This is a genomic window from Bacillus aquiflavi, from assembly GCF_019915265.1.
GTDB classification, from domain to species: Bacteria; Bacillota; Bacilli; order Bacillales; family Cytobacillaceae; genus Bacillus_BT; species Bacillus_BT aquiflavi.
Genome location: NZ_CP082780.1, coordinates 3,048,545 through 3,070,616, shown reverse-complemented (window position 1 = coordinate 3,070,616; position 22,072 = coordinate 3,048,545). Strand labels below are relative to the sequence as shown.

General features: G+C 33.2%; 16 protein-coding genes. 15 read left to right on the top strand and 1 reads right to left on the bottom strand.

Translation table 11 applies throughout. The features are described 5' to 3' along the window. Window positions 1-366: 366 nt before the first annotated feature. The 11 genes from K6959_RS14900 to K6959_RS14850 all read left to right on the top strand — a co-directional run bounded on the left by K6959_RS14900 (window position 367) and on the right by K6959_RS14850 (window position 14,391). Window positions 367-2,376, top strand: a complete 2,010-nt coding sequence (locus tag K6959_RS14900; protein ID WP_223086896.1) for a penicillin-binding transpeptidase domain-containing protein — start codon at window positions 367-369, stop codon at window positions 2,374-2,376. Between the two features lie 492 nt (window positions 2,377-2,868). Next, on the top strand, window positions 2,869-4,734 hold the full coding sequence (locus K6959_RS14895) for a polysaccharide biosynthesis protein (protein ID WP_223086894.1): 1,866 nt from the start codon (window positions 2,869-2,871) through the stop codon (window positions 4,732-4,734). 122 nt (window positions 4,735-4,856) lie between these two features. Next, on the top strand, window positions 4,857-5,888 hold the full coding sequence (locus tag K6959_RS14890; RefSeq protein WP_223086892.1) for a Gfo/Idh/MocA family protein: 1,032 nt from the start codon (window positions 4,857-4,859) through the stop codon (window positions 5,886-5,888). 5 nt (window positions 5,889-5,893) lie between these two features. After that, the gene (locus tag K6959_RS14885) at window positions 5,894-6,604 is read left to right on the top strand and encodes a DapH/DapD/GlmU-related protein (RefSeq protein ID WP_163242783.1); all 711 of its coding nucleotides are present in this window, start codon (window positions 5,894-5,896) and stop codon (window positions 6,602-6,604) included. A gap of 14 nt (window positions 6,605-6,618) precedes the next feature. After that, complete coding sequence (locus K6959_RS14880; protein ID WP_163242752.1) at window positions 6,619-7,845, top strand: glycosyltransferase family 4 protein; 1,227 nt, start codon at window positions 6,619-6,621, stop codon at window positions 7,843-7,845. Window positions 7,846-7,869: 24 nt separating this feature from the next. Continuing rightward, window positions 7,870-9,021 (top strand): DegT/DnrJ/EryC1/StrS family aminotransferase, encoded by a 1,152-nt coding sequence (locus K6959_RS14875; RefSeq protein ID WP_163242753.1) that lies wholly within the window; start codon window positions 7,870-7,872, stop codon window positions 9,019-9,021. Between the two features lie 54 nt (window positions 9,022-9,075). Continuing rightward, window positions 9,076-9,675, top strand: a complete 600-nt coding sequence (locus K6959_RS14870) for a sugar transferase (RefSeq protein WP_246234801.1) — start codon at window positions 9,076-9,078, stop codon at window positions 9,673-9,675. A 152-nt stretch (window positions 9,676-9,827) separates the two neighbouring features. Continuing rightward, window positions 9,828-10,943 (top strand): DegT/DnrJ/EryC1/StrS family aminotransferase, encoded by a 1,116-nt coding sequence (locus K6959_RS14865; protein ID WP_223086891.1) that lies wholly within the window; start codon window positions 9,828-9,830, stop codon window positions 10,941-10,943. Window positions 10,944-10,959: 16 nt separating this feature from the next. After that, entirely contained in the window at window positions 10,960-11,715 is a 756-nt protein-coding gene (locus K6959_RS14860; protein WP_223086889.1) for a hypothetical protein, read from the top strand. A gap of 15 nt (window positions 11,716-11,730) precedes the next feature. Continuing rightward, a complete protein-coding gene (locus K6959_RS14855) occupies window positions 11,731-13,044 on the top strand; it encodes a nucleotide sugar dehydrogenase (RefSeq protein WP_163242757.1) in 1,314 nt (437 codons plus the stop codon). A 90-nt stretch (window positions 13,045-13,134) separates the two neighbouring features. Beyond that, on the top strand, window positions 13,135-14,391 hold the full coding sequence (locus K6959_RS14850; RefSeq protein WP_163242758.1) for an O-antigen ligase family protein: 1,257 nt from the start codon (window positions 13,135-13,137) through the stop codon (window positions 14,389-14,391). Window positions 14,392-14,665: 274 nt separating this feature from the next. Here K6959_RS14850 and K6959_RS14845 read toward each other — a convergent pair whose 3' ends face one another. Continuing rightward, window positions 14,666-15,712: a glycosyltransferase family protein gene (locus K6959_RS14845; protein WP_223086887.1), complete on the bottom strand. Its 1,047-nt coding sequence runs from the start codon at window positions 15,710-15,712 to the stop codon at window positions 14,666-14,668. A 104-nt stretch (window positions 15,713-15,816) separates the two neighbouring features. On the opposite strand from K6959_RS14845, the gene K6959_RS14840 reads away from it, so the two are divergent. The 4 genes from K6959_RS14840 to K6959_RS14825 are packed head-to-tail and all read left to right on the top strand — an operon-like array spanning window position 15,817 to window position 21,835. Further along, window positions 15,817-16,974: a glycosyltransferase gene (locus tag K6959_RS14840; RefSeq protein ID WP_163242760.1), complete on the top strand. Its 1,158-nt coding sequence runs from the start codon at window positions 15,817-15,819 to the stop codon at window positions 16,972-16,974. A gap of 23 nt (window positions 16,975-16,997) precedes the next feature. Beyond that, entirely contained in the window at window positions 16,998-17,894 is an 897-nt protein-coding gene (locus tag K6959_RS14835) for a lipopolysaccharide biosynthesis protein (RefSeq protein WP_223086886.1), read from the top strand. Beyond that, entirely contained in the window at window positions 17,882-18,442 is a 561-nt protein-coding gene (locus K6959_RS14830) for a polysaccharide biosynthesis protein (protein ID WP_223086885.1), read from the top strand. Before K6959_RS14835 ends, K6959_RS14830 begins: the two co-directional genes overlap by 13 nt. Further along, the gene (locus K6959_RS14825) at window positions 18,443-21,835 is read left to right on the top strand and encodes an SH3 domain-containing protein (RefSeq protein ID WP_223086883.1); all 3,393 of its coding nucleotides are present in this window, start codon (window positions 18,443-18,445) and stop codon (window positions 21,833-21,835) included. Window positions 21,836-22,072 lie beyond the last annotated feature (237 nt).

Genomic DNA, 22,072 nt, shown 5'->3' with positions numbered 1-22,072 from the left:
TTCCATTGTCCCATGAGCAGGTCTAAAACGCTATAAAAAAAATGACGGAGTAAAACGCTGGAGCATCCTCCATTCTCCGCCATTTCACGATATTCAGTTAAAAGGTATTTCAAAGAAGCAGTAGGGAACTATCCCCCTGCGAAATAACAACAATACGTAAATCTATTATTGATAGTTTGACTTTACCTCGGCTTCCCCACCAGAGGGGTGAAACAAGGGTAAAACAAAAACATTTATTGATGGGAAAGCCGAGAGGCTAACCTTTAAAAAAACCTATAGGAATCTAGAGTGAATTGTAGAGGATCCGGATCAACTGGAAATTCTTCTAGAAAGAGCTCTTACTACTACTATACGAGAGGGATCGGTATGAAAAGAACAGTTCTTTTTATTGCATTTTTTATCGTGTTAGCAACACTGATAAGTTGTAATAAGGAAGAAACACCAGAAAAAAGATTCTCTGAATATATTAAATTATGGAATGAACAAAAGTTTACCGAAATGTACGGCTATTTATCTGAAACAGCAAAAAAATCTGTTACAAAGGATGAATTTGTTAAAAGGTATAAAAAGGTGTACGCGGATTTGGAAATTAATCAATTAGATGTTCAATTTAAAGACAAGCAGGAAAAAAAATCAGACAAGAAAGAAAACGTTGAGTTACCTTTCAATATGAAAATGAACAGCATTGCTGGACCAATTCAATTTGACCATAAAGCCAAAATGGTAAAAGAAAAGACTAAAGATGATGGTAAGGAGAATTGGTTCTTAAGTTGGGACACTACATATATTTTTTCTGACTTAGAAGAAGGAGATAAAATCTCTTTGATTGTCGAACAAGCAAAACGTGGAGAAATTCTTGATCGTAACGGGATAGGGCTGGCCATTAATGGTAAAGTATATGAAATCGGCATTGTTCCACAAGAATTAGGAGACGATAAGCAAGTCGTAATTGCAAAGGTTGCTGAATTGCTTCAAATGAGTTCAGAGGAAATAGAGAAAGCATTAAATGAAAAGTGGGTAAAACCAGATTATTTTATACCGATTAAGAAAATCTCATCAGAGGATGAGGAGTTGTTAAAAAAGCTTGTTAATTTGTCGGGTGTATTAAAAAAGGATGTAGAGTCGAGAGTATACCCGTATAAAGAAATAACCTCACATTTAATTGGCTATGTCGGCCAAATTACGAAAGAAGAGCTTGAAAAACAGGATAGTGAAGGTTATGGAAGCAACGATTTAATTGGTAAGAGAGGATTAGAACAAGTATTTGAAAAAGAGTTAAAAGGTCAAAATGGAATTAAAATACTGATTCAAAAGAAAGATGGAACAAAGAAAATAATCGCAGAGCAGCAAGTAGAGAACGGAGCAAATATTCAACTAACAGTAGACGCTAAGCTTCAGACAGATATTTATAATGAGATGTTTAATGAAGCCGGGGCTGCAGCAGCAATTCATCCCCAAACAGGTGAAACACTTGCGTTAGTGAGTAGTCCAGGCTTCGATCCAAATAAACTAGTTCTTGGAATGTCTGCGGCTCAACTTCAGGCTCTGGAAGAAAATGAAGCAGAGCCATTATTAAATCGCTTTAAACTTACATATGCGCCAGGATCAGTTATTAAGCCCATTGTAGGCGCGATTGGATTAACAAAAAATACTATTAACAAAGATGTAGTAAAAAAAATTGAAGGACTGAAGTGGCAAAAAGATACATCATGGGGAAATTATTTTGTGAAAAGGGTAAGTGATGTGAAGGAACCAGTCAATCTTGAAAGAGCACTTATCTTATCTGATAATATTTATTTTGCCCAAGCTGGTCTTGATTTAGGGGCGAAAAAGTTTACAGAAGGGCTTCAAGGCTTTGGATTTGAAGAAAAGCTTGAGTATGAGTACCCTATTGAACCTTCAAGCATCGGGACATTAGACAGCGAAATAAAAGTAGCCGACACAGCATATGGTCAAGGACAAATGGAGATGAGTGTTTTACATCTCGTTGCAGCCTACACGCCTTTTGTAAATAATGGAAATATTATTAAGCCTATTTTATTATCTAATAGTGAAAAAGGCCAAGTTTGGAAAGCAAATATAATAAGCGAAGAAAATGCAACGATTATTTCAAATATGTTGACAAAGGTTATTGATGATCCAATGGGAACGGCACATAGTGGTCAAATTGACGGCTATTCATTAGCGGGTAAAACGGGAACAGCAGAACTGAAGCAAAAACAAGGAGAGGCAGGGAGTGAAAACGGCTGGTTCATTGCTTATAACACTGATTCACCAAGTTTGATGATTGCAATGATGATAGAAAATGTTGAAAAAAAAGGTGGCTCAACAATCGCAGTCGAACGGATAAAAAATATTTTTATGAAGCAAAAATGAAACATTTCACTTAGTTTAGAGGTCTATGTAGAGGAGTTAGTATCTTGCATTAAAAACATATAACTTCTAAAATGTAAGACGGCAAAATATGTTAAACAGCAAAATGGTTTTTAAAAAAATTATGGTATTTATTATAATGATATGAATTGAAGGAGAAAGCGTGTTTTCTTCTTCGTATTTATATCGTTAGAAAGCATAGACGAAAGGCTCGTGAGAATTAATAACCTCACATTAGCAATATTGTTGTCCATTGCCAAAAAAATAATATGTAAATAATTACGTAAATAAAAATTATTATCAAATTTGATTTAAAACAATTTTTTATATGGTAACCGAGTCATAATATATATAGGTAAATTAGAAATCAGCATCATGACGTTTTTCAACAAAATATAACAAATCGATTTATTTTATGATATAATAACTCGGAGGTTTCTATACAAGAGTGAATTACTCAAGTTAAGTTAAAGAAAATGCGTTAGGAGGGGTCTTATGACATATCGGGCAAGAATGTTTAGTCTTGTCTGTATTGACTCGGCCATCGTCTTAGTTTCAATATTTATGTCACATTTTATTTTGAATCCGCTCTCTTCTTATGATGTAACCGACATGATTATCGTGACGTCGCTAACTTTATTGATAACTCACCATGTCTTCTCATATGTTTTTGGTCTTTATCGAAGAGTTTGGCGTTATGCAAGTATGGAGGAATTAGTAGGGCTTTTTAGCGTTGTGACATCATCTGTTATTATTACAGCCATCGTTCAGAAAATCTTTTTTAATAATATTTATGCGAGAGGCTTAACATTAACGTATATGTTACATATCTTACTGCTCGGGGGAGTTCGTTTTTGGTGGCGCTTTACTCAAGTGATCATATTTGATCTTAAAAGTAAAGAAATTGAGCCTTTACAGAAGAAGAGAACATTGATTATCGGAGCGGGATCTACTGGACGAATGCTTTTAAGGCAATTAAAGGAGCACCCAACAACCGAGCTGGAACCAGTGGCTTTCCTTGATGATAACAACAGTGTTCAACAATTAAATATTGGAGGGCTACCTGTAGCGGGAACGATAAAAGATCTAACAAAGGTAGCAAAACGTTATAAAATAGACCATGTCGTTATTGCCATTCCTTCATTAAAAAGGCAAAAATTAAATGAAATTATTACTGAAGCTAATAAAGTTGTGAATGATGTTCAAATTTTACCAATGATCGGTGATCTTGCCACTGGGAAGATTTCTGTTAATGAAATCCGTGATGTTTCGATTGAAGATTTACTTGGACGTGAACCAGTGCAATTAGACACTAAAGGGATAGTTAATAAGGTGAAAAATAAAACAGTATTAATTACAGGCGCAGGAGGCTCAATAGGATCAGAACTTTGTCGTCAGTTATGTACATTTAAGCCTAAGAGATTAGTTCTTTTAGGTCATGGTGAAAATAGTATATATAATATTGAAATGGAGTTACGCTCTAAATATAAAGATAAAATAGAGTTTTGCACTGAAATTGCTGATATTCAAGATCGAGAGAAAATGTTTGAAGTGTTAGACAAATATAAACCCTCCTTTGTTTTCCATGCAGCAGCTCATAAACATGTTCCATTAATGGAACGAAATCCTGAGGAGGCAGTAAAAAATAATATATACGGAACAAAGAATGTTGCTGAAGCTGCTGATGCTGCAAAAGTAGATACATTTGTATTGATTTCAACGGATAAAGCAGTTAATCCTACCAGTGTAATGGGAGCAACGAAGCGAATTGCTGAGATTCTTGTTCAAAATTTAGATAAAAGAAGTGACACCCGTTTTGTTGCTGTTCGTTTTGGAAATGTATTAGGCAGTCGTGGCAGTGTCGTGCCGCTATTCAAAAAACAAATTGCCCGCGGTGGTCCAGTAACGGTTACTCATCCGGATATGACAAGATACTTTATGACGATACCAGAAGCATCAAGACTTGTTATTCAAGCTGGTGCGTTAGCTAGCGGTGGTGAAATATTTGTTCTTGATATGGGAGAACCGGTAAAAATAGTTGATTTAGCAAGTAATCTAATTAAGCTTTCAGGATTTACAGAAGATGAGATCAAGATTGAATTTACAGGTATGCGGCCTGGGGAAAAACTTTATGAAGAAATATTAAATGAAGATGAAGTTCATCCGGGTCAAGTGTATACGAAAATTTACATTGGTAAAGCAACAGAAGAAGATGCAAACGAAGTCTTGTGGGAAATTGAACACAGTCTTGATAATAGAGAAGCGTTAAGAGAGACATTATTACATTTAACAAATAAAAAAAAAACTACCACACCCAATCATGATGCAATAAAGAAAGTGTTAACTGCAGTTGTAAATTAAAATGGATGAAAAGAACGAACAGTTTCGTGATGTTCTTTTCTTTCTGTTTTATGGGCAGTAATTTTTTTACGAGATGATACACCGGTTGCGGCAGACATTTTTTAACTTATGAGGTGAGCATAATGAGTGGAACAAATTTTGCAATTGTAGGATGCGGGCATATTGCTAAAAAGCATGCTGAAGCGATTAAAAATGCACCGGGTGCAAAGCTAGTTGCTGTTTGTGATACCGTACCTTCGAATATGACGTTTTATATTGAGGAATATGGTGCAAAAGGTTATGAGTCTTATGATGAGCTACTATTAGATCATAACATAGATGTCGTAAATATATGTACTCCAAGTGGAACCCACGCACCATTAACAATTAAAGCTGCGAATGCTAAAAAACATGTAATTGTGGAAAAGCCAATTGCACTAACAGTTGAAGACGCAAGTTCAATGATTGAAGCATGCGAAGAAAATTCCGTAAAGCTTTCGGTTTTACACCCAAATCGGTTTAGACCGGCAATGATTAAGTTAAAAAAAGCAATGGATAAAGGTAAGTTTGGGAAATTAAGCCACGCGAATGCAACTGTTCGCTGGAATCGAAATCAAGAGTACTATGATCAAGCACCGTGGAGAGGTACTAAATCTTTAGACGGCGGTGTTCTTATGAATCAAGCTATACATAATTTAGACTTACTTGTATGGGTTATGGGCGATGTTGAAGAAGTATATAGTATGGCGGCGACTCGACTTCGTCATATTGAGGCTGAAGATGTGTCAACAGGCTTAGTTAAATTTAAAAAAGGTTCTTTAGGAGTTATAGAAGCAGCGACAACAATTTATCCAAAAAATTACGAAGAATCTTTAAGTGTTTTCGGAGAAAAAGCCTCTGTAAAAATATGGGGAAGAACAGCTAATTTTATTGAGCATTGGGAAATGGAAAATGTAAGTGAACAAGAAACAGAAAAATTAGTGAATGAAATAAAAGCAGAACCGTTTGGAAAGCCAGGTCACCAATGGATTATTGAAGATATGATGGAAGCCATTAAAGAAGATCGTTCTCCAATTGTTACTGGAGAAGAAGGGAAAAGAGCTTTAGAGTTAGTAGTTGCACTTTATCATTCAGCAGAAACAGGTAAACCCGTTAAAATTAATGAAGGACGATGAAGATGATGGAAAAAATATCCGTTGGGCAAAATGTATATATTGGTGAAAATGTCGAATTTGGCGAAAATGTTATCATTGGTCACAATGTTGTCATTTATGATGGTACTAAAATTGGAAGTAATGTCATTATTCAAGATAATGTAGTAATCGGAAAACAACCAACAAGAGCAAAAGCATCAATATTGCCTGAAACTAAATTCCTGCCCCCAACAACGATTGGAAACGGTGTAACTGTAGGTACGTCAGCAATTGTATACGCAAATGCTACAATTCACGATGATGTATTTATTGCTGATTTAGCTACTATTCGAGAACGTGTTTCAATTGGAGAAAAAACAATTGTTGGTCGGGGCGTAGCAGTTGAGAACGATTGCCAAGTTGGGAAAAAATGTAAATTAGAAACGAATTGTTACATTACAGCATACTCAACTCTAGGTGATGATGTATTTATTGCTCCTTGTGTAGTAACGACAAATGATAATTATATGGCACGGACAAAGGAACGTTTTAACCATTTTAAAGGTGTAACAGTGAAAACTGGCGGAAGAATCGGAGCTAATTCAACTATCTTGCCAGGTAAAACCATTGAAGAAGATGGTACTGTTGCAGCTGGAAGTATCGTAACAAAAGATGTTAAACAAGAAGAGCTAGTTGTCGGTTCTCCAGCAAGAAAAATTCGTAACGTTCCTGAAGAACAACTATTAAGAAATCAATAGTTCGGTGGGATAGAATGAATATCTTATTAATTAATCATTATGCTGGATCAAATATTCATGGGATGGAATACCGGCCATATCATTTAGCAAAAGAATGGGTTAGTTTAGGGCATAATGTTACGATTATTGCTGCGTCCCATTCTCATATTAGAACAAAACAGCCGGAAGTAATGGATAAATGGACTGAAGAATTTTTAGACGGTATTAAGTATATATGGATTAAAACTCCTGAATACGAAGGAAATGGTATTAAGAGAATACTTAATATGTTATCTTTTATTAAAGAATTATCGTTTAATATAAAACATATCGTAGATCAAATAGAACCTAGTATTGTCATAGCCTCTTCTACATACCCATTAGATATTTATCCAGCAAGTAGAATTGCTAAAAAGGCAAATGCGCAGTTTATTTTTGAGGTGCACGATCTCTGGCCCCTATCACCAATGCTTTTAGGCAATATGTCGCGATTTCACCCTTTTATTATGACAATGCAAAAGGCAGAAAATGATGCTTACCGTAAAGCCCATAAAGTAGTTTCTTTACTTCCAAAGGCAGATCAGCACATGATAGAGCATGGGATGGCTAGTCATAAATTTACATATTTGCCGAATGGGATTGCGGTAGACCAATGGCTTGAAGCAAATGAAAATATCCCGCCTGGGCATCAAACGATTATTGATGAGTTAAAATTGGAAGGGAAATTTTTGATTGGATATGCAGGTACACATGGTATTGCCAACGCACTAGAGTATTTGTTTGATGCATGTGAAGCTCTAAAGGATGATCCTGTTGCTTTCGTATTAGTTGGAAAAGGACCTGATAGAGAAAAATTAATAGAAACAGCTAAACAAAAAAAGTTAAATAATATTTATTTTTTACCTGTTATTAATAAAAAAGCTATCCCTGACTTTTTGTCAAAGATGGACTGTCTTTATATCGGTTGGAGGAAGAGTCCGCTATATCAATTTGGTGTAAGTCCAAATAAGCTGTTAGATTACATGATGTCAGGAAAACCGATTATACATGGAATAGAAGCCGGAAATGACCTTGTGGCTGAAGCACAGTGTGGAATTTCAATCCCTCCAGAGGATCCAGAGCAGATTGCATTTGCGGTAAGAAAAATGATGAATACACCAGAACAGACAAGGAAGGCTATGGGGAGTAGCGGAAAAAACTTTGTAATGAGTAAACATGATTATAAAGTTTTAGCTAAAGATTTTTTAAAGATCATGAAATAATATTGCATGAAGGTGTGAACGATAATGGATACAATCCCATACGCATTACCACAAATTGAAGATGAAGAAATAAAAGAAGTGATAGATACGATCCATTCAAATTGGTTAAGTAAAGGTCCAAAAACAGTTGAGTTTGAAAAACAATTTAAAAGCTATGTTCAAGCTGAGCATGCAATTGGATTAAATTCTTGTACGGCAGGATTGCATTTATCTCAACTGGCTGCCGGAGTTGGACCGGGAGATGAGGTTATTACAACACCTTATACCTTTGTATCAAGTGCTAATACAATTATTCATTCAGGCGCAAAGCCAGTTTTTGTAGACATCGATCCAGTAACAATGAACATTGATGTAAATCAGATAGAGAGTAAAATTACAAATAAAACAAAAGCCATCATACCAGTTCATTTTGCTGGTTATCCATGTGACATGGATCCGATTATGGAAATTGCCCGAAAGTATAATTTAACTGTAATAGAAGATGCCGCACATGCTGTTCATACACAATATAAAGGGAAAATGATAGGGAGTATCGGAGATTTTACATGTTTCAGTTTCTATGCTACAAAGAACCTAGTCACTGGTGAAGGCGGTATGATTACAACTCATAACGAAGCATTAGCCGATAAAATTCGGGTAATGAGTTTGCATGGAATGAGTAAGAATGCTTGGAACCGTTACGGGGATAAAGGTTCATGGTATTATGAGGTAGATTATCCAGGATTTAAATATAATATGACGGATATTCAAGCAGCCTTTGGAATTGTTCAGTTAAGTAAATTGGAGCAAATGCAGCAGACAAGGGAACGTTATGCGGCTGTTTATAATCAAGCCTTTTCAGAAATTGAAGGATTTATAGTTCCTCACCATGACGATGTTAATCGCCATGCATGGCATTTGTATGTGTTACGCGTTAAGGAACAAAATTTCACAATTGATCGTGCTGAGTTTATTGAAAAACTTAAAGAAAAAGGAATTGGTACGAGTGTTCATTTCATTCCTGTACCGATGCAACCGTATTATAAGAAGCTTGGTTATAAGGTGGAAGATTATCCTAATGCTCTTGCAGCATATGAAGGAGCCATTTCTCTTCCTCTTTACCCTAAAATGAGCGAGCAGCAAGTTCAGCGAGTTGTAGATGTTGTCTTAGAGATTGCAAAAACATATAAAAGATAGGTGAATGTAATGGAGGATAAATCTCTCGTTCAGTGCAAAAAAAAGAGCCATGTTTTGAACGATATCTTAAAGAGAATATTTGATATTACAGCCTCTTTTATAGGACTAGTCATTCTATCACCTGTTCTAATTCTCGTTAGTGTATTAATCAAAATAGATTCAAAAGGGCCAGTTTTTTTTAAACAGACAAGGGTTGGCAGACATGAAAAACCATTTGAAATTTTAAAATTTCGCACAATGATTGTTGATGCGGAGAAATATGGGAAACAAATTACAGTAGGAAAAGACAAAAGGATCACAAGAGTAGGTCATTTTTTAAGAAAATATAAGATTGATGAGTTTCCACAGCTTTTTAATGTGCTAGTTGGTGATATGAGTTTAGTAGGACCTCGTCCTGAAGTTCCTAAATACACAGCCTATTATAATGAAAAGCAGAGGCAAATTTTTGAAATCCGTCCTGGAATAACCGACTACGCTTCAATTAAGTATCGGAATGAGAATGAAATCCTTGCTAACAGCACTGATCCAGAAAAGGTATATATTGAGGAAATTATGAGGGATAAGCTGAAAATAAATCTTGAATATGTAGCTCGAAGGTCGCTTAAAGAGGATATTCATATTATTTTTAAAACGATTACTAAAATAATCGAATAAATTACTAAAACCTCCGTTTTTTAGGAGGTTTTCAACTGTATTTCATTATTTTTTATTAAAAATCTGTTACAGATAGATAAAAAAAAGAATAACAATGATATAATAGTCAAGTCAAAGAAGGGGTTAAAAATTAAAAAAAGGAGACTTATTTTATGAAGGTTCCAATGCTTGATTTATCAGAACAATATCAAATTTTAAAAGATGAAATCATTGAGACGCTTGATTCTGTAATGACATCATCGCGCTTTATTCTCGGTGATAATGTTAAGCAATTAGAGGCTTCAATTGCAAAGTTTGTTAATGCGAATTATGGTATTGGCGTAGCAAATGGAAGTGACGCTTTGCATATATCACTTCAAGCCTGTGGAGTACAAGCTGGAGATGAGGTCATTACAACCCCGTTTACTTTTTTTTCTACTGGGGGAGCGATAGCGAGAGCAGGTGCTACTCCTGTTTACGTTGATATAGATCCAGTGACCTTTAATATTGATGCTACAAAAATAGAAGAGGCAATTACGGAAAAAACAAAAGCAATTATTCCTGTACATCTTTATGGACAAGCTGCAGATATGGATGCGATTATGGAGATTGCTAAAAAACATCAAATATCTGTTATTGAAGATGCTGCACAAGCAATTGGGGCCGAATATAAAGGGAAAAAGATCGGTGAAATTGGTGATGCAACTTGTTATAGTTTCTTTCCTACTAAGAACTTAGGTGCATATGGTGACGGGGGAATGATTGTAACGAAAGATCAACAATTGGAAGAGAAGATGAAGATCATTCGAGTACATGGAAGTAAGCCGAAGTATTATCATCATGTTCTTGGGTACAATAGTCGATTAGATGAAATTCAAGCAGCTGTATTAAATGTTAAACTTCCGCACTTAAATAAATGGAGTGAGATGAGAAGAGAAAATGCACGTTACTACTATACGCAACTTTTAAATGAAAAGCTTGGAGAAAAAATTGTGACACCTACTGAAGTAGCAGAGCGATATCATGTATACCATCAATATACAATCCGAGTTAAAAATCGTGATGATTTACAAAGTTTCCTAAAGGAAAATGGTGTTGCATCGATGATCTATTATCCAGTTCCGCTACATTTACAGCCAGTTTTTGCACATTTAGGTTATAAAGAAGGAGATTTTCCGGAGGCTGAGAGGGCAGCGAAGGAAGTATTATCTTTGCCAATGTTCCCAGAGATGAAAAAGGAACAACAAGAATATGTTGTTAATATGATAGCCAAATATTATGAACAGTAAGGAAAGTTGTGGATCAATGGAAAAAGAAAAGTTTGTTATATATGATTATGTGTTGTATATACTGAAAAAATGGTGGTTGATTGTTGGATCAGGCCTATTATTGACTGCGATATTTTTTGCATATTCCTATGTAAATAAAGAAACAGGCTACATTGGTGAGGCAGTTCTTTATTCATCTGATAAACTTCCAGAGAAGTATAGTAATCAAGAATTAGTAGGATATCTTTATAAAAATGTTTTACCAGAAGACTACGAAGGATCTTTACAAATTAGTCTTCAAGATGAAAATTCATTAAAAGTTCAGTTAATTGGTAACAATGAAAGTACGGTTAAGAAGTTTATAAATAAAGCCTCAAAAAATGTTTTATCTGATCTAGAAAAAGAACATGAACATGGAATTATCCAAACAATTAGAGAGGATAGAGTAAATTATTTAGAAGCATTAATAGAAGAGAAAACGCAAAAATATAATTTCTATATGGATGAAATGAATAAGGTTGGTGGCACATTAAATACAGAATCCCTTCTTCAAAATTTATTAAAGGAAGAGACTTACATTACCGACTTAAAAAATGAATTGCTAAATGAAAAAAAGAAGTTATTACTTAATGAACCGCCTCGATTATTAGATCATTTTGTAATTGAATCTATTACAGGAGTATCGTTGAAAAAACTACTTTTAGCTTTTATTTTAGGTGTTCATTTAGGACTCTTCTCATTATTATTTTACAAATATTTTAAGGATATAAGAGTACTTAAGACACAAAATTAGAATAGGTGGTAAAAGATGTCTTTATATCAAGAATTACTTAACAAAATTGAAACAAAAGAAGCAGTGATTGGAGTAGTAGGTCTTGGTTACGTTGGACTTCCTCTTGCAGTTGAAAAAGCTAAAGCGGGTTTTAAAGTAATCGGCTTTGATATACAGCCACAACGTGTGGACTGGGTAAATGAGGGGCATAACTATATTGGAGATGTTGTTGACGAAGATCTAAAAGAAGTAGTTAAAAATGGGTTGCTAAAAGCTACAACAGATTATAATCAAATTAATGAAATTGATGCTGTAGCGATATGTGTACCTACACCTTTAGATTTATATATGCAGCCTGATACTTCATATGTTAGGTCATCTTCACAAGAAATTGCAAAATATGTAAAAGAAGGGACATTAGTTGTTTTAGAATCGACAACATATCCAGGAACAACGGAGGAAATTATTCGACCTGAGTTTGAGAAAAAAGGCTTTAAAGTTGGTGAAAATATTTTTATTGCTTATTCTCCAGAACGTGTTGATCCAGGAAATAAACAGTTTAAAACAAAAAATACACCAAAAGTAGTTGGTGGTATAACTGATAAATGTACAAAAGTTGCATCATCTTTATATCGATCGGTATTAGCGGGTGATGTACATGAAGTGACAAGTCCAGCGGTTGCAGAAATGGAAAAAATTTTTGAAAATACATTTAGACACCTTAACATTGCTTTAGCAAATGAAATGGCAATTTTGTGCGATAAAATGGGGATAGACGTATGGGAAGTTATTGATGCAGCCAAAACGAAACCATACGGATTTATGGCATTCTATCCTGGACCAGGATTAGGAGGCCATTGTATTCCGATAGACCCATTCTATTTAACATGGAAAGCTCGTGAGTACAATTATCATACACGATTGATAGAACTGGCAGGAGAAATCAACAATTCAATGCCAGAATATGTTGTTAATAAAACAATGGAAATATTAAATAGCAAGGGAAAAACCGTTCAAAATGCCTCAATCCTAGTGTATGGTGTTGCATATAAGAAGGATATTGATGATGTACGGGAATCACCATCACTTCCAATTTTATCAATGCTAAATAAATTAGGAGCTAAAACACTTGCTATAGATCCGTATGTAAAATCATTTAAATTAGATGGACAAGTTATTTATACTGTTAATAGCGATGAAGTAAATTTAAATGAAGCTGATTTAGCTTTGATCTTAACAGATCATAGTGATGTGGATTATAAAAAGATTTATGAAAGTAATATAACAATATATGATACAAAAAATGCACTTGGGATGTTCGAAGAACCAGGGAAGTATTACAAATTGTAAATTGACAAAGAATTAGAGGATCTTTGATTTTCAGTTAGATCCTCTCTTTACGAAAAAGTCAGTAAAAATAATTGCAAAGAGGGATCTCTTTTGAATGCAAGTTTGAATTTTAGGAAATATCTTTTTTTCTTAATTACTATTCTAGTTTTTTTGGATCCTCTATTATTTAAAATAGATTTAGGACCGATTACGATAACTAGTTTGCGAGTAATACTTATAATCTCAATTTATTACTTTCTTTATGAGCTTATTTTCAAACCAAAATGGGCAAATTATAATGAAATCAGAATTTATCTATTGTTTTTTTTGATCTGGTTTTCATATGGCGGGGTAGCTGTTCTTTGGTCAAACGATCCAAACTTAGCGATTAGACAGCTATACTATTTTTCAATGTTTATTTTGTTTATACTTTTGCTAGTTAAAGTGTTATCAGCTCAGGAAAGTTATAAATGGGTTTACCGTATATTTTGGGTCATTGGTGTGTTGATGGTAGGACTATCATTTATCGAAATGATTACGAATATTCATTTGCCTACATCAAGATTATATAATCAGGACACTGCTCAATATATATCAACAGGATTTTTCTATAATGAAAATGATCATGCGTATTTCTTAGTGTTAATTGCTCCTTTTTTCCTATTAAACATAACACGAAAAAAAATCTTATTAAGTATTATTAACGCAATGATTTATGCTGCTATTTTCATTGTCATTTATATAAATGATTCGAAAGCAGCTTTAATTTCATTATTCTTGCAAATAGTTATTATGAATCTTTTTATTTTGGATTATAAGAAAATCTATAAGGTACTACTTAGTTCTGTTGCTCTTTTTGGTATAATAGGTGTCTTTTTCTTTACACCTGTTGGAGAAAAGGTGCTTACTATATTAAATAGTTTAAAGTTTTCTAATGGATCTGCGTTCGTAAGGTTAAATTTATATTTAAACGGTTTATATGCTTTATCAGATCACTGGTTTTTTGGTGTAGGACCTGGAAACTTTATTACAAATATTTATGAAAATTTTAATACTGGTGGAATTATTAACCCGCATAATTGGTGGATAGAAATATTAACTGAATATGGAGTTTTTATATTCGGTCTTTACTTGCTTTTTTTTGTATCGCTTATTATACAATTATTTAAAATAGGTAAGAGTAAAATTAGTGAAAGTAAAGTTTCTATCGCCTTATTTCTGAGCTTTATTGGTTTTATATTAGCATCGATAGGACCAAGCAGTTTATTTTATCATTGGACAATGTGGCTATTTTATGGAGTCGCAATAGCGATTATTAATAATGTTAGGATAAAGCAAAAAAAGACCCTTAATATAAAACAAAAATAATTAAAATTGATTGTATAGGATTGCTTATTTTGTGTATTTTAAAGTATTACTGTTTTTAATGGCTCGGTTTCCTTCCGACGATATGAAACGAGAAAGAAACTTGTTTTCTCCTCGTTTTAATATCAGAAGGACTTTTTCAGGGTGAGCCTAAACAATAATATTGTATAACATCACTTCAGGGGGGAATATTCCTTTATTCGTTCATATTTATCTGTATATTCTTCGAAAAAATAGATATGATCACAATAAAAGGGAGCTTATAAAAAGCCCCCCTCTAAGAATTGTTACTATTAATAAAAACATTAAGATTTTCTTCGAGAATTTGTTCTCTACGAAACTTCATGGCATCATTAATAGTGATCGTTATTTTTTCACCATTTGATAAATAGTTTTTGAAAAAGTCTCTGAAATTGTTATCTTTTTCAAAACAATCAAAGATCGGAAGATGCAATCCTATATAATCAAATGCCTTTGTCCCTAATTCTATAAATTCATCTCTAACTATCGCCAGCCCTATATCACATGATTCAGCAATTTGAATTGCTTCTTTATAACTTTTTCTTGGAATGAATTTTGCAATTCTATCTAGATGGGCTGCTTTTATAATCTCAAGGTTAATAGCTGGATCAGTCCCAACAAAAATAAGCTCGTATTTAATGTGTGGGTTTTGTTTAATAAGTGCATTGATTTTTTTTAAGCAATGTAAAGCTTTATTCGGATTATATTCAGCAAATTTACCGAGACAAACAAATTTAACTGTATTAGGTATCGTTTTAAGCTTGGCTTTAACATCAACTGTATGGCCGTTAATGATCAAATGTAGCTTATCATCATTTTTGAAAAGTGAGCGATATGATTCATACATACCGTTTGTACAGACAATAAATGAATTGCATTGTTTGTATATAAATTTTTCCACCAATTCCGAGATCTTAATTTTGAGCGAACGTTTATACCGTTTGAAAATGCTTTCTGTCTGTCTCTTTTTTTTGCCGTAATTATTTTTAATGTTTAATGACCATGGATCACGAAAATCAATAATTAATCGTTTTCGAGAAAGCTTAGCAGCAATAGTAACGAAAATAAGATGAGTAAATGGTCCACAAGAAACATATACTGTTCTTCGCTTGCTTTTTAAAATCGAAAAAAATGTACGCATTGTCCATAAAGGAAATGATTTATTTTTACCGTACGTATCTCTGCTAATAATATCTATATCGATATTTTTAGATTTTAAGAAAGAATAGATTGCCCGTGATCGTGTAGATCCGACACCGTCTTTCGGTGAGAAAAGATATGTAACAAATAAAAAGTCGGTCATGCGATAACCTCCAACCGTTAAAGTATTGTAAAGAAAATATGTGATAAATATAATATTATCATATATTAAATTTATGATGGTACTAAAATGAAAGGATAGAAATAATGAAAGTATTAATAATTCCATCATGGTATTCAACAGATGATAATCCAATTAACGGTATTTTTTTCAAAGAGCAAGCCGTAGCGTTAAGCGAACATCAGCTTGATATAAGAGTTGCATTTCCAGAATTAATAAGTATGAAAAAGTTTTCGAAATTTGGACTACATAAACTTGGCTATCGAGTAGAAACTAAGCCTGTTTTTACTGGAAGAAACATACAATATCTGTACTTTCCTTTTAATATCGCATACTCATACGGTTATTTCTTCCGGAAATATTTATTAAAAATTATGGAAAAGTTTGAGAAAGAGGGATGGATTCCTGATATTATTCATGCCCATTCAGCATTGTGGGGTGGTTGGGCAGCTATAAGCTTGAAAGGTAAATATTCTGTTCCCTTAATCATCACTGAACATTTTAGCGGTTTTATAACAGGGAAGTTAAATAAAACTCAGTTATCCGCAGCCAAAATTGCGTTTGAACATAGTGATAAAATTATTGCAGTAGGGCCAACTTTACAAGAGAAGCTTTCAGAGCTAGTTGATTCAAACAAAATTACACTTATTCCCAATATAGTTGACGTTGAAAATTTCACAGTAGAGGAAAGAAAAAGAGAATCATCTCATTTTACATTTTTATCAATTGGTTTTTTAAAATATAATAAACGAATGGATTTATTAATTAAAGCATTCCATCAAGCTTTTTCAAATCAAAAACATATGTTGTTAAATATAATTGGTGACGGAGAACAATACAGTCAACTGAAACAATTAATTGATGATTTAAACATGAATGATCAAATTAAGTTATTGGGCAGGAAATCAAGAGAAGATGTTAAGGTGTATTTAAATAGTTGTGATGCATTTGTACTTGCGAGTGAATTTGAGACTTTTGGTGTCTCATTTATAGAAGCTTTAGCATGTGGCAAACCGATTATTGCGACGGATTCTGGCGGTCCATCAATGATTGTTAATGAGTCGAACGGCTTTTTAGTTCCTAAAAATAATGAACAGGAATTAGCTAATGCAATGAAAAAACTAACTGAAAATTACCACTCATATCATCCGTCTGTTATTAGAAATAACTGCGAGCAAAAATTCGGAAAGGAAACTATTACGAAGCAAATTATTTCTGAGTATAAAATGCAGTTAGAAAGTTAGTAAAGAGAACGGAGAATGATTAAATGGCAGGCAATAAGTTGTTTTCAAAATTTCTTTCCTTTTCGTTTGGAAGTTGGGTGGCTCTAGGAATTGGAGTTATTTCAACACCAATCATAACGAGATTATTTAGTCCTAAAGATTTTGGACTAGGATCGATGTATGTATTGTTTTTTAATATTATTGTTCTTGTTTCATTATTGGGAACGGATCAAGCATTTGTACGCTTCTTTTATGTGGAAGAAGAGAATCACCGTGCTGTTTTATTAAAGAAGTGTATTAGAATGACGATAGTAGCTTTTATATTGTCGTCAATTGTAATTCTTTTCTTTAGTAAACCATTATCTTTATTTATGTTCAATCAGGATAGTACTTTCTTGATTTTATTAGTTTTACTAGGAGCATTATTTCAAATTATTTATCGCTTCTCAACTTTAGTAATACGGATGGAGCAAAAAGGACTAATATACTCTATTGTCCAGATAGCAGCAAAAATTTTAGAATTACTAGGAGTTTTACTATTCGTCTTTCTATTGGGAAGCAGTTTTCATACATATATCTATAGTTATTTATTTTGGTTAGTGATAGCAGCTTTACTTACAGTTTTTTTAACAAGGCATTATTGGTTTTCAAATAGACAAAAAACCACTTTAAAAACAACAGACAAGGAAATTATATATTTTTTAATTCCGTTAGTGTTTACATCACTCATCTACTGGCTCATGCAATCAATTGATCGTTTTGCACTAAAAGCTTGGGCATCTGCAGAGGAGTTAGGATTATACGTTGCGGCTTTTAAAGTCATTGCACTACTTAATATTTTCCAAACGACGTTTTCTACGTTTTGGTCTCCTGTTAGCTACGATCATTATGAAAAAAATCCTAATGATAAAGTGTTCTATACAAAAAAATGTACGAAATAGTCTCTTTTGGGATGTTTTTAATTGCAATATTGACAATTATGTTTAAAGATTTGATTGTTTTACTGTTAGGTGCTGAGTATAGAACTGCAACATTTATCATGCCTTTTTTAGTTTTTATGCCAGTTATGTATACAATTTCTGAAACAACTGTAATTGGTATAAATTTTTATAAAAAAACAAGATGGCATTTATTTATAACGATTATCGTTTTCTTTGTTAATCTTGGTATGACGTTTGTTCTTGTGCCTAAAATGGGTGCAACTGGTGCTGCCATTGCTACAGGCTTATCTTTTATTATATTTATGTTTTTACGTACTTTAATTTCAAAAAAATATTTTAATGTTGACTATAAACTGTATAAATTTTTCTTCATTACAATACTTGTAGCATTATATGCACTTTACAACTCTTTTTATAGTTGGAGTTGGCTAAATGTATTATTAGGTGCTTTGATGATCGGTAGTTTAAGTATTTTTTATCGAAAAACAATTAAATTAGTAATAAAAGAAAAAGATAAATTATTCAAAAAAGGCGAGGAGAGAGGTTAAATGGTAAAGACATTACAGAAGTATTTTACTATCCCCATTTTAACTGTATTTATATTTGCTACTTTTTTTGCAAATATTGTACATGCCCAAAGTGAAGATGATCGTCTTCAAGATTATGTTTTCACTTTAGCAGAGGCGATAAATGATGTTGAACTTGTTCATCCAGAAGAATCTTACAAAATAACAATTTCAAAAGATTCTCAAATTCCTATTGTAATAGATGAAGAAACTAGTGAAGGATATGCAATTATTAATAATGATAAGATTTTGTTAAATCTTAATAATTTTAATGTACTAGATGAAGAGCCAATCATTCCTGAAAATTTAGATGACCGTTTTCAATATGAAATGGTAGATTCACAAAACATAGAGTTTACAAATGAAGCTCTTGAAAAAATAGGGGAATTATTGACAACAAAAACAATTCTTCTATCAGATCATGATGAGGAGCATTTCTTTTTCTATTTTGGAAGCAGTAAAATGTTAATTAAAAAAAGCTTAATATCTCCTGGAAATTTAACTTTAGTTGACGACTCAAATGAAGAGTCAGAAGAAGATAAACAAATTTCAGAATCAGAAGAAGATAAAGCGGTTCAAGAGGAAGATAAGCAAACTGAAGAGAAAGATAAGCAAACTGAAGAGAAAGATTCATTAATCGTTGAGGAAGAAAGTAAAGAATCAGAAACAATTAAATCTCTTTTACCAGAAGTTAACGAAAAAGATTCTACAACTTTAAACAGTTTACAAGCAACAACAACTTCTGGAAAGTATGTAAAAATCAATTCTTCAAAAGCGGAAGTTTATTTAAATGAAAAAGCCAGTACTGTTGTAGGAACAGTTAATGAAGGTCAAGAGTTTAAAATTATTGAGGAGACACCTGATTTCATAAAGATCCAATTTGGAAATCAGTTAGGATTTATACGAAAAGCTTCGATAACCCAGTCTGACGGTTCTTCAATAAAAAATCTAAATACGAACTATACTAATAGTAGTAAAACATTTCGAGCAATTAATGAAGTAATCGTTTATGATAATACGTCAGGTTCACTCGTTCCAATGGGTACTATAAAAAATAATATTGATTATCCGATTGTTGAACAAACTTCTCAAGACTGGTATCGAGTATTACTTGGGAACAGAGTAGGTTATGTTTATAGACCTCATATCATTATTAAAATACAAGAACAAGATAAATATTTTCAAACTATATATAGTCAAACACCAGTCGTTGTCAATAGATCTGGAGGGTCAGATGTAGTAGGTTATTTATCGGGTAGACAAGAATTTGAAATATTATCCCATATTGATGGGTTCGTCAGAATTCAATATAGTAATGGTATCGGTTATGTAAAAAATTCTTTAATTACAGCAAGTAATGGATATACAATTAAAAACAAAAACTCAGGCTACACAAATAGTTCGAGATTCATTACACCAATAGTTAATGTTCCTATTTATGATAATTCTTCAGGCAAATTAGTTTCAATGGGAACTTTAAATAAGGGAGAAAGTTATGTAATCGTTGATCAGTCTTCTAAAGATTGGTATCGAGTATTATTTGGTGGACGGGTTGGCTATATTTATAAACCACACGTTCATGATCCAGTTTTATCTACAGATAAGTATATGACCTTAATGTATTCATCTGTACCAGTAGTTCAATCAAACGGTCAAGTAGGTGAGCTAAAAGGAAAGGGACACCAGTTCCCTATATTGAGTACAACATCAGACGGTTTTATAAGAATTCAATTTGGCGATAGTGTTGGATATGTAAAAGGCAGTCACGTATCTGGAACGCAAGTTTTTGTGATGAATGATCTTAACCCTGGTTTAGCAAATTCTAGTAAACGCATAAAAGTTACTAAGCAAGTTAATATATACAGTAGTCAAAGTAAAGATTCTTTTGTAACAGCTTCATTAAATGAAGGAGTTTCATACCCAATTGTACAAGATACATCTTCTTTATGGGTTCAAGTAAGTATTGGACAGCGTTTAGGCTATGTTTACAAAGCTGATGTTGAGTATCTTTTTGATTCAAATGATCAGTATTTTACAACAGCACGTGATGGTGTTCCTATCCATGTGAATGGAGCAAATGGTGATGAAATTGTTGGAACACTTGTAAAAGGAGAAAAGTATAAAATATTTAAATCTATTTCAGGCTTTGTTGGCTTAAAATTTGGAGATAAAATTGGTTATGTTAGAACTAGTGAAGTCGAGCCAACAAATGGATCTGGATTAAAAAATATAGACAATGGTGAACCTTTATCAGGAAACTATATTCAAACAAAAGTGGAAACTTCGGTATATGATAACACATCGGGTTCATTGGTAGAATATGCGAAAATTAAACCTGGACAAAGTTACCCTGTAATTAGACAAACATCAAAAGATTGGCTAATGGTTTCCTTAGGCGGACGAATAGGTTATGTTTACCGTCCTCATGTCAAATATACCAGTACACAATATCGCTATATATATTATGATATGACGTTAGATGAAATGGTAAAAAAACAAGTTAATGCAGGAGCGCAGACTGATAAGCGATATGATACATATGTAAGTAAAACATATATCAATCGAACATCTTCTTCTTCAGGTACGGTCACAGTAGATGGGCTAAACGTTAGAGGTGGTCCTGGGACAACATATTGGATTGTTGGTCAACTTCTTAAAGGGCAAACTATAGAAATATATGGAGAAACAAATGGTTGGTTAAGGTTTAGATATCCAAAAACTTGGAAAAACGCTTCACCTGAAGATGTAAAATATTATCTTAACCCAAATAATTTTTCTTCTGCAAGCAAAGATTACTTACAGTTTTTATTGTTAACTGAATCAATGAATTTAGATCCAAATGAAGTGAATAATAAAATTTTAACGAATAAAGGAATATTAGAAAATAAAGCACATGCCTTTATTGAAGCAGGTCGTGTGAATCATATTAACGAAATTTATTTAATTTCACATGCTTTACTTGAAACAAGTAATGGTAATTCAAAGCTTGCTACCGGTGTTTTAGTTTCATCTGTTGATGGAAAACCTGTTGAACCAAAAGTTGTTTACAATATGTATGGGATTGGAGCGCTTGATAGTTGTGCTGTGCGATGTGGATCAGAAAGAGCTTATAAAGAAGGATGGTTTAATCCTGAAAAAGCAATCATTGATGGTGCAAAATGGATATCTAGAGGTTATATAAATAATCCAAACTACGATCAAAATACTTTATATAAAATGCGCTGGAATCCTGCATATGCAGTTAATAATCCGCCAACCCACCAATATGCAACAGATATCGGCTGGGCTGTTAAACAGACTTCCCGGATGTATGAATTATTTTCACTTTTAGATAACTATGATATGGTCTTTGATGTACCTCAATATAAAAAATAAATGATAAATTTTTGAGGCGATCCAATAAGCCTTAAAATAGAACAGGTGGAAAAAAACAAGCCGTTTTTCTCCACCTGCTTTTTGTATCTTTACGATTTTTATCTAAATGTAGTAGTCGGATGGAAACCTGCGAAACGACAGATTGCCCTTGATGTGACCAAACGCACTTTTTACATCGAGCCATAGATGGTTGTATTGTCCTTACATTCAAGGGCTACTTACGCTCTTTCTTTAATT

Excerpts from the sequence above, each read along its gene's own strand:
- K6959_RS14830 (WP_223086885.1), top strand. The coding sequence starts at position 17,882 with ATGTACGAAATAGTCTCTTTTGGGATGTTTTTAATTGCAATATTGACA.
- K6959_RS14900 (WP_223086896.1), top strand. The coding sequence starts at position 367 with ATGAAAAGAACAGTTCTTTTTATTGCATTTTTTATCGTGTTAGCAACA.
- K6959_RS14845 (WP_223086887.1), bottom strand. The coding sequence starts at position 15,712 with ATGACCGACTTTTTATTTGTTACATATCTTTTCTCACCGAAAGACGGT.
- K6959_RS14880 (WP_163242752.1), top strand. The coding sequence starts at position 6,619 with ATGAATATCTTATTAATTAATCATTATGCTGGATCAAATATTCATGGG.
- K6959_RS14875 (WP_163242753.1), top strand. The coding sequence starts at position 7,870 with ATGGATACAATCCCATACGCATTACCACAAATTGAAGATGAAGAAATA.
- K6959_RS14860 (WP_223086889.1), top strand. The coding sequence starts at position 10,960 with ATGGAAAAAGAAAAGTTTGTTATATATGATTATGTGTTGTATATACTG.
- K6959_RS14840 (WP_163242760.1), top strand. The coding sequence starts at position 15,817 with ATGAAAGTATTAATAATTCCATCATGGTATTCAACAGATGATAATCCA.
- K6959_RS14890 (WP_223086892.1), top strand. The coding sequence starts at position 4,857 with ATGAGTGGAACAAATTTTGCAATTGTAGGATGCGGGCATATTGCTAAA.
- K6959_RS14895 (WP_223086894.1), top strand. The coding sequence starts at position 2,869 with ATGACATATCGGGCAAGAATGTTTAGTCTTGTCTGTATTGACTCGGCC.
- K6959_RS14885 (WP_163242783.1), top strand. The coding sequence starts at position 5,894 with ATGGAAAAAATATCCGTTGGGCAAAATGTATATATTGGTGAAAATGTC.
- K6959_RS14835 (WP_223086886.1), top strand. The coding sequence starts at position 16,998 with ATGGCAGGCAATAAGTTGTTTTCAAAATTTCTTTCCTTTTCGTTTGGA.
- K6959_RS14855 (WP_163242757.1), top strand. The coding sequence starts at position 11,731 with ATGTCTTTATATCAAGAATTACTTAACAAAATTGAAACAAAAGAAGCA.
- K6959_RS14865 (WP_223086891.1), top strand. The coding sequence starts at position 9,828 with ATGAAGGTTCCAATGCTTGATTTATCAGAACAATATCAAATTTTAAAA.
- K6959_RS14825 (WP_223086883.1), top strand. The coding sequence starts at position 18,443 with ATGGTAAAGACATTACAGAAGTATTTTACTATCCCCATTTTAACTGTA.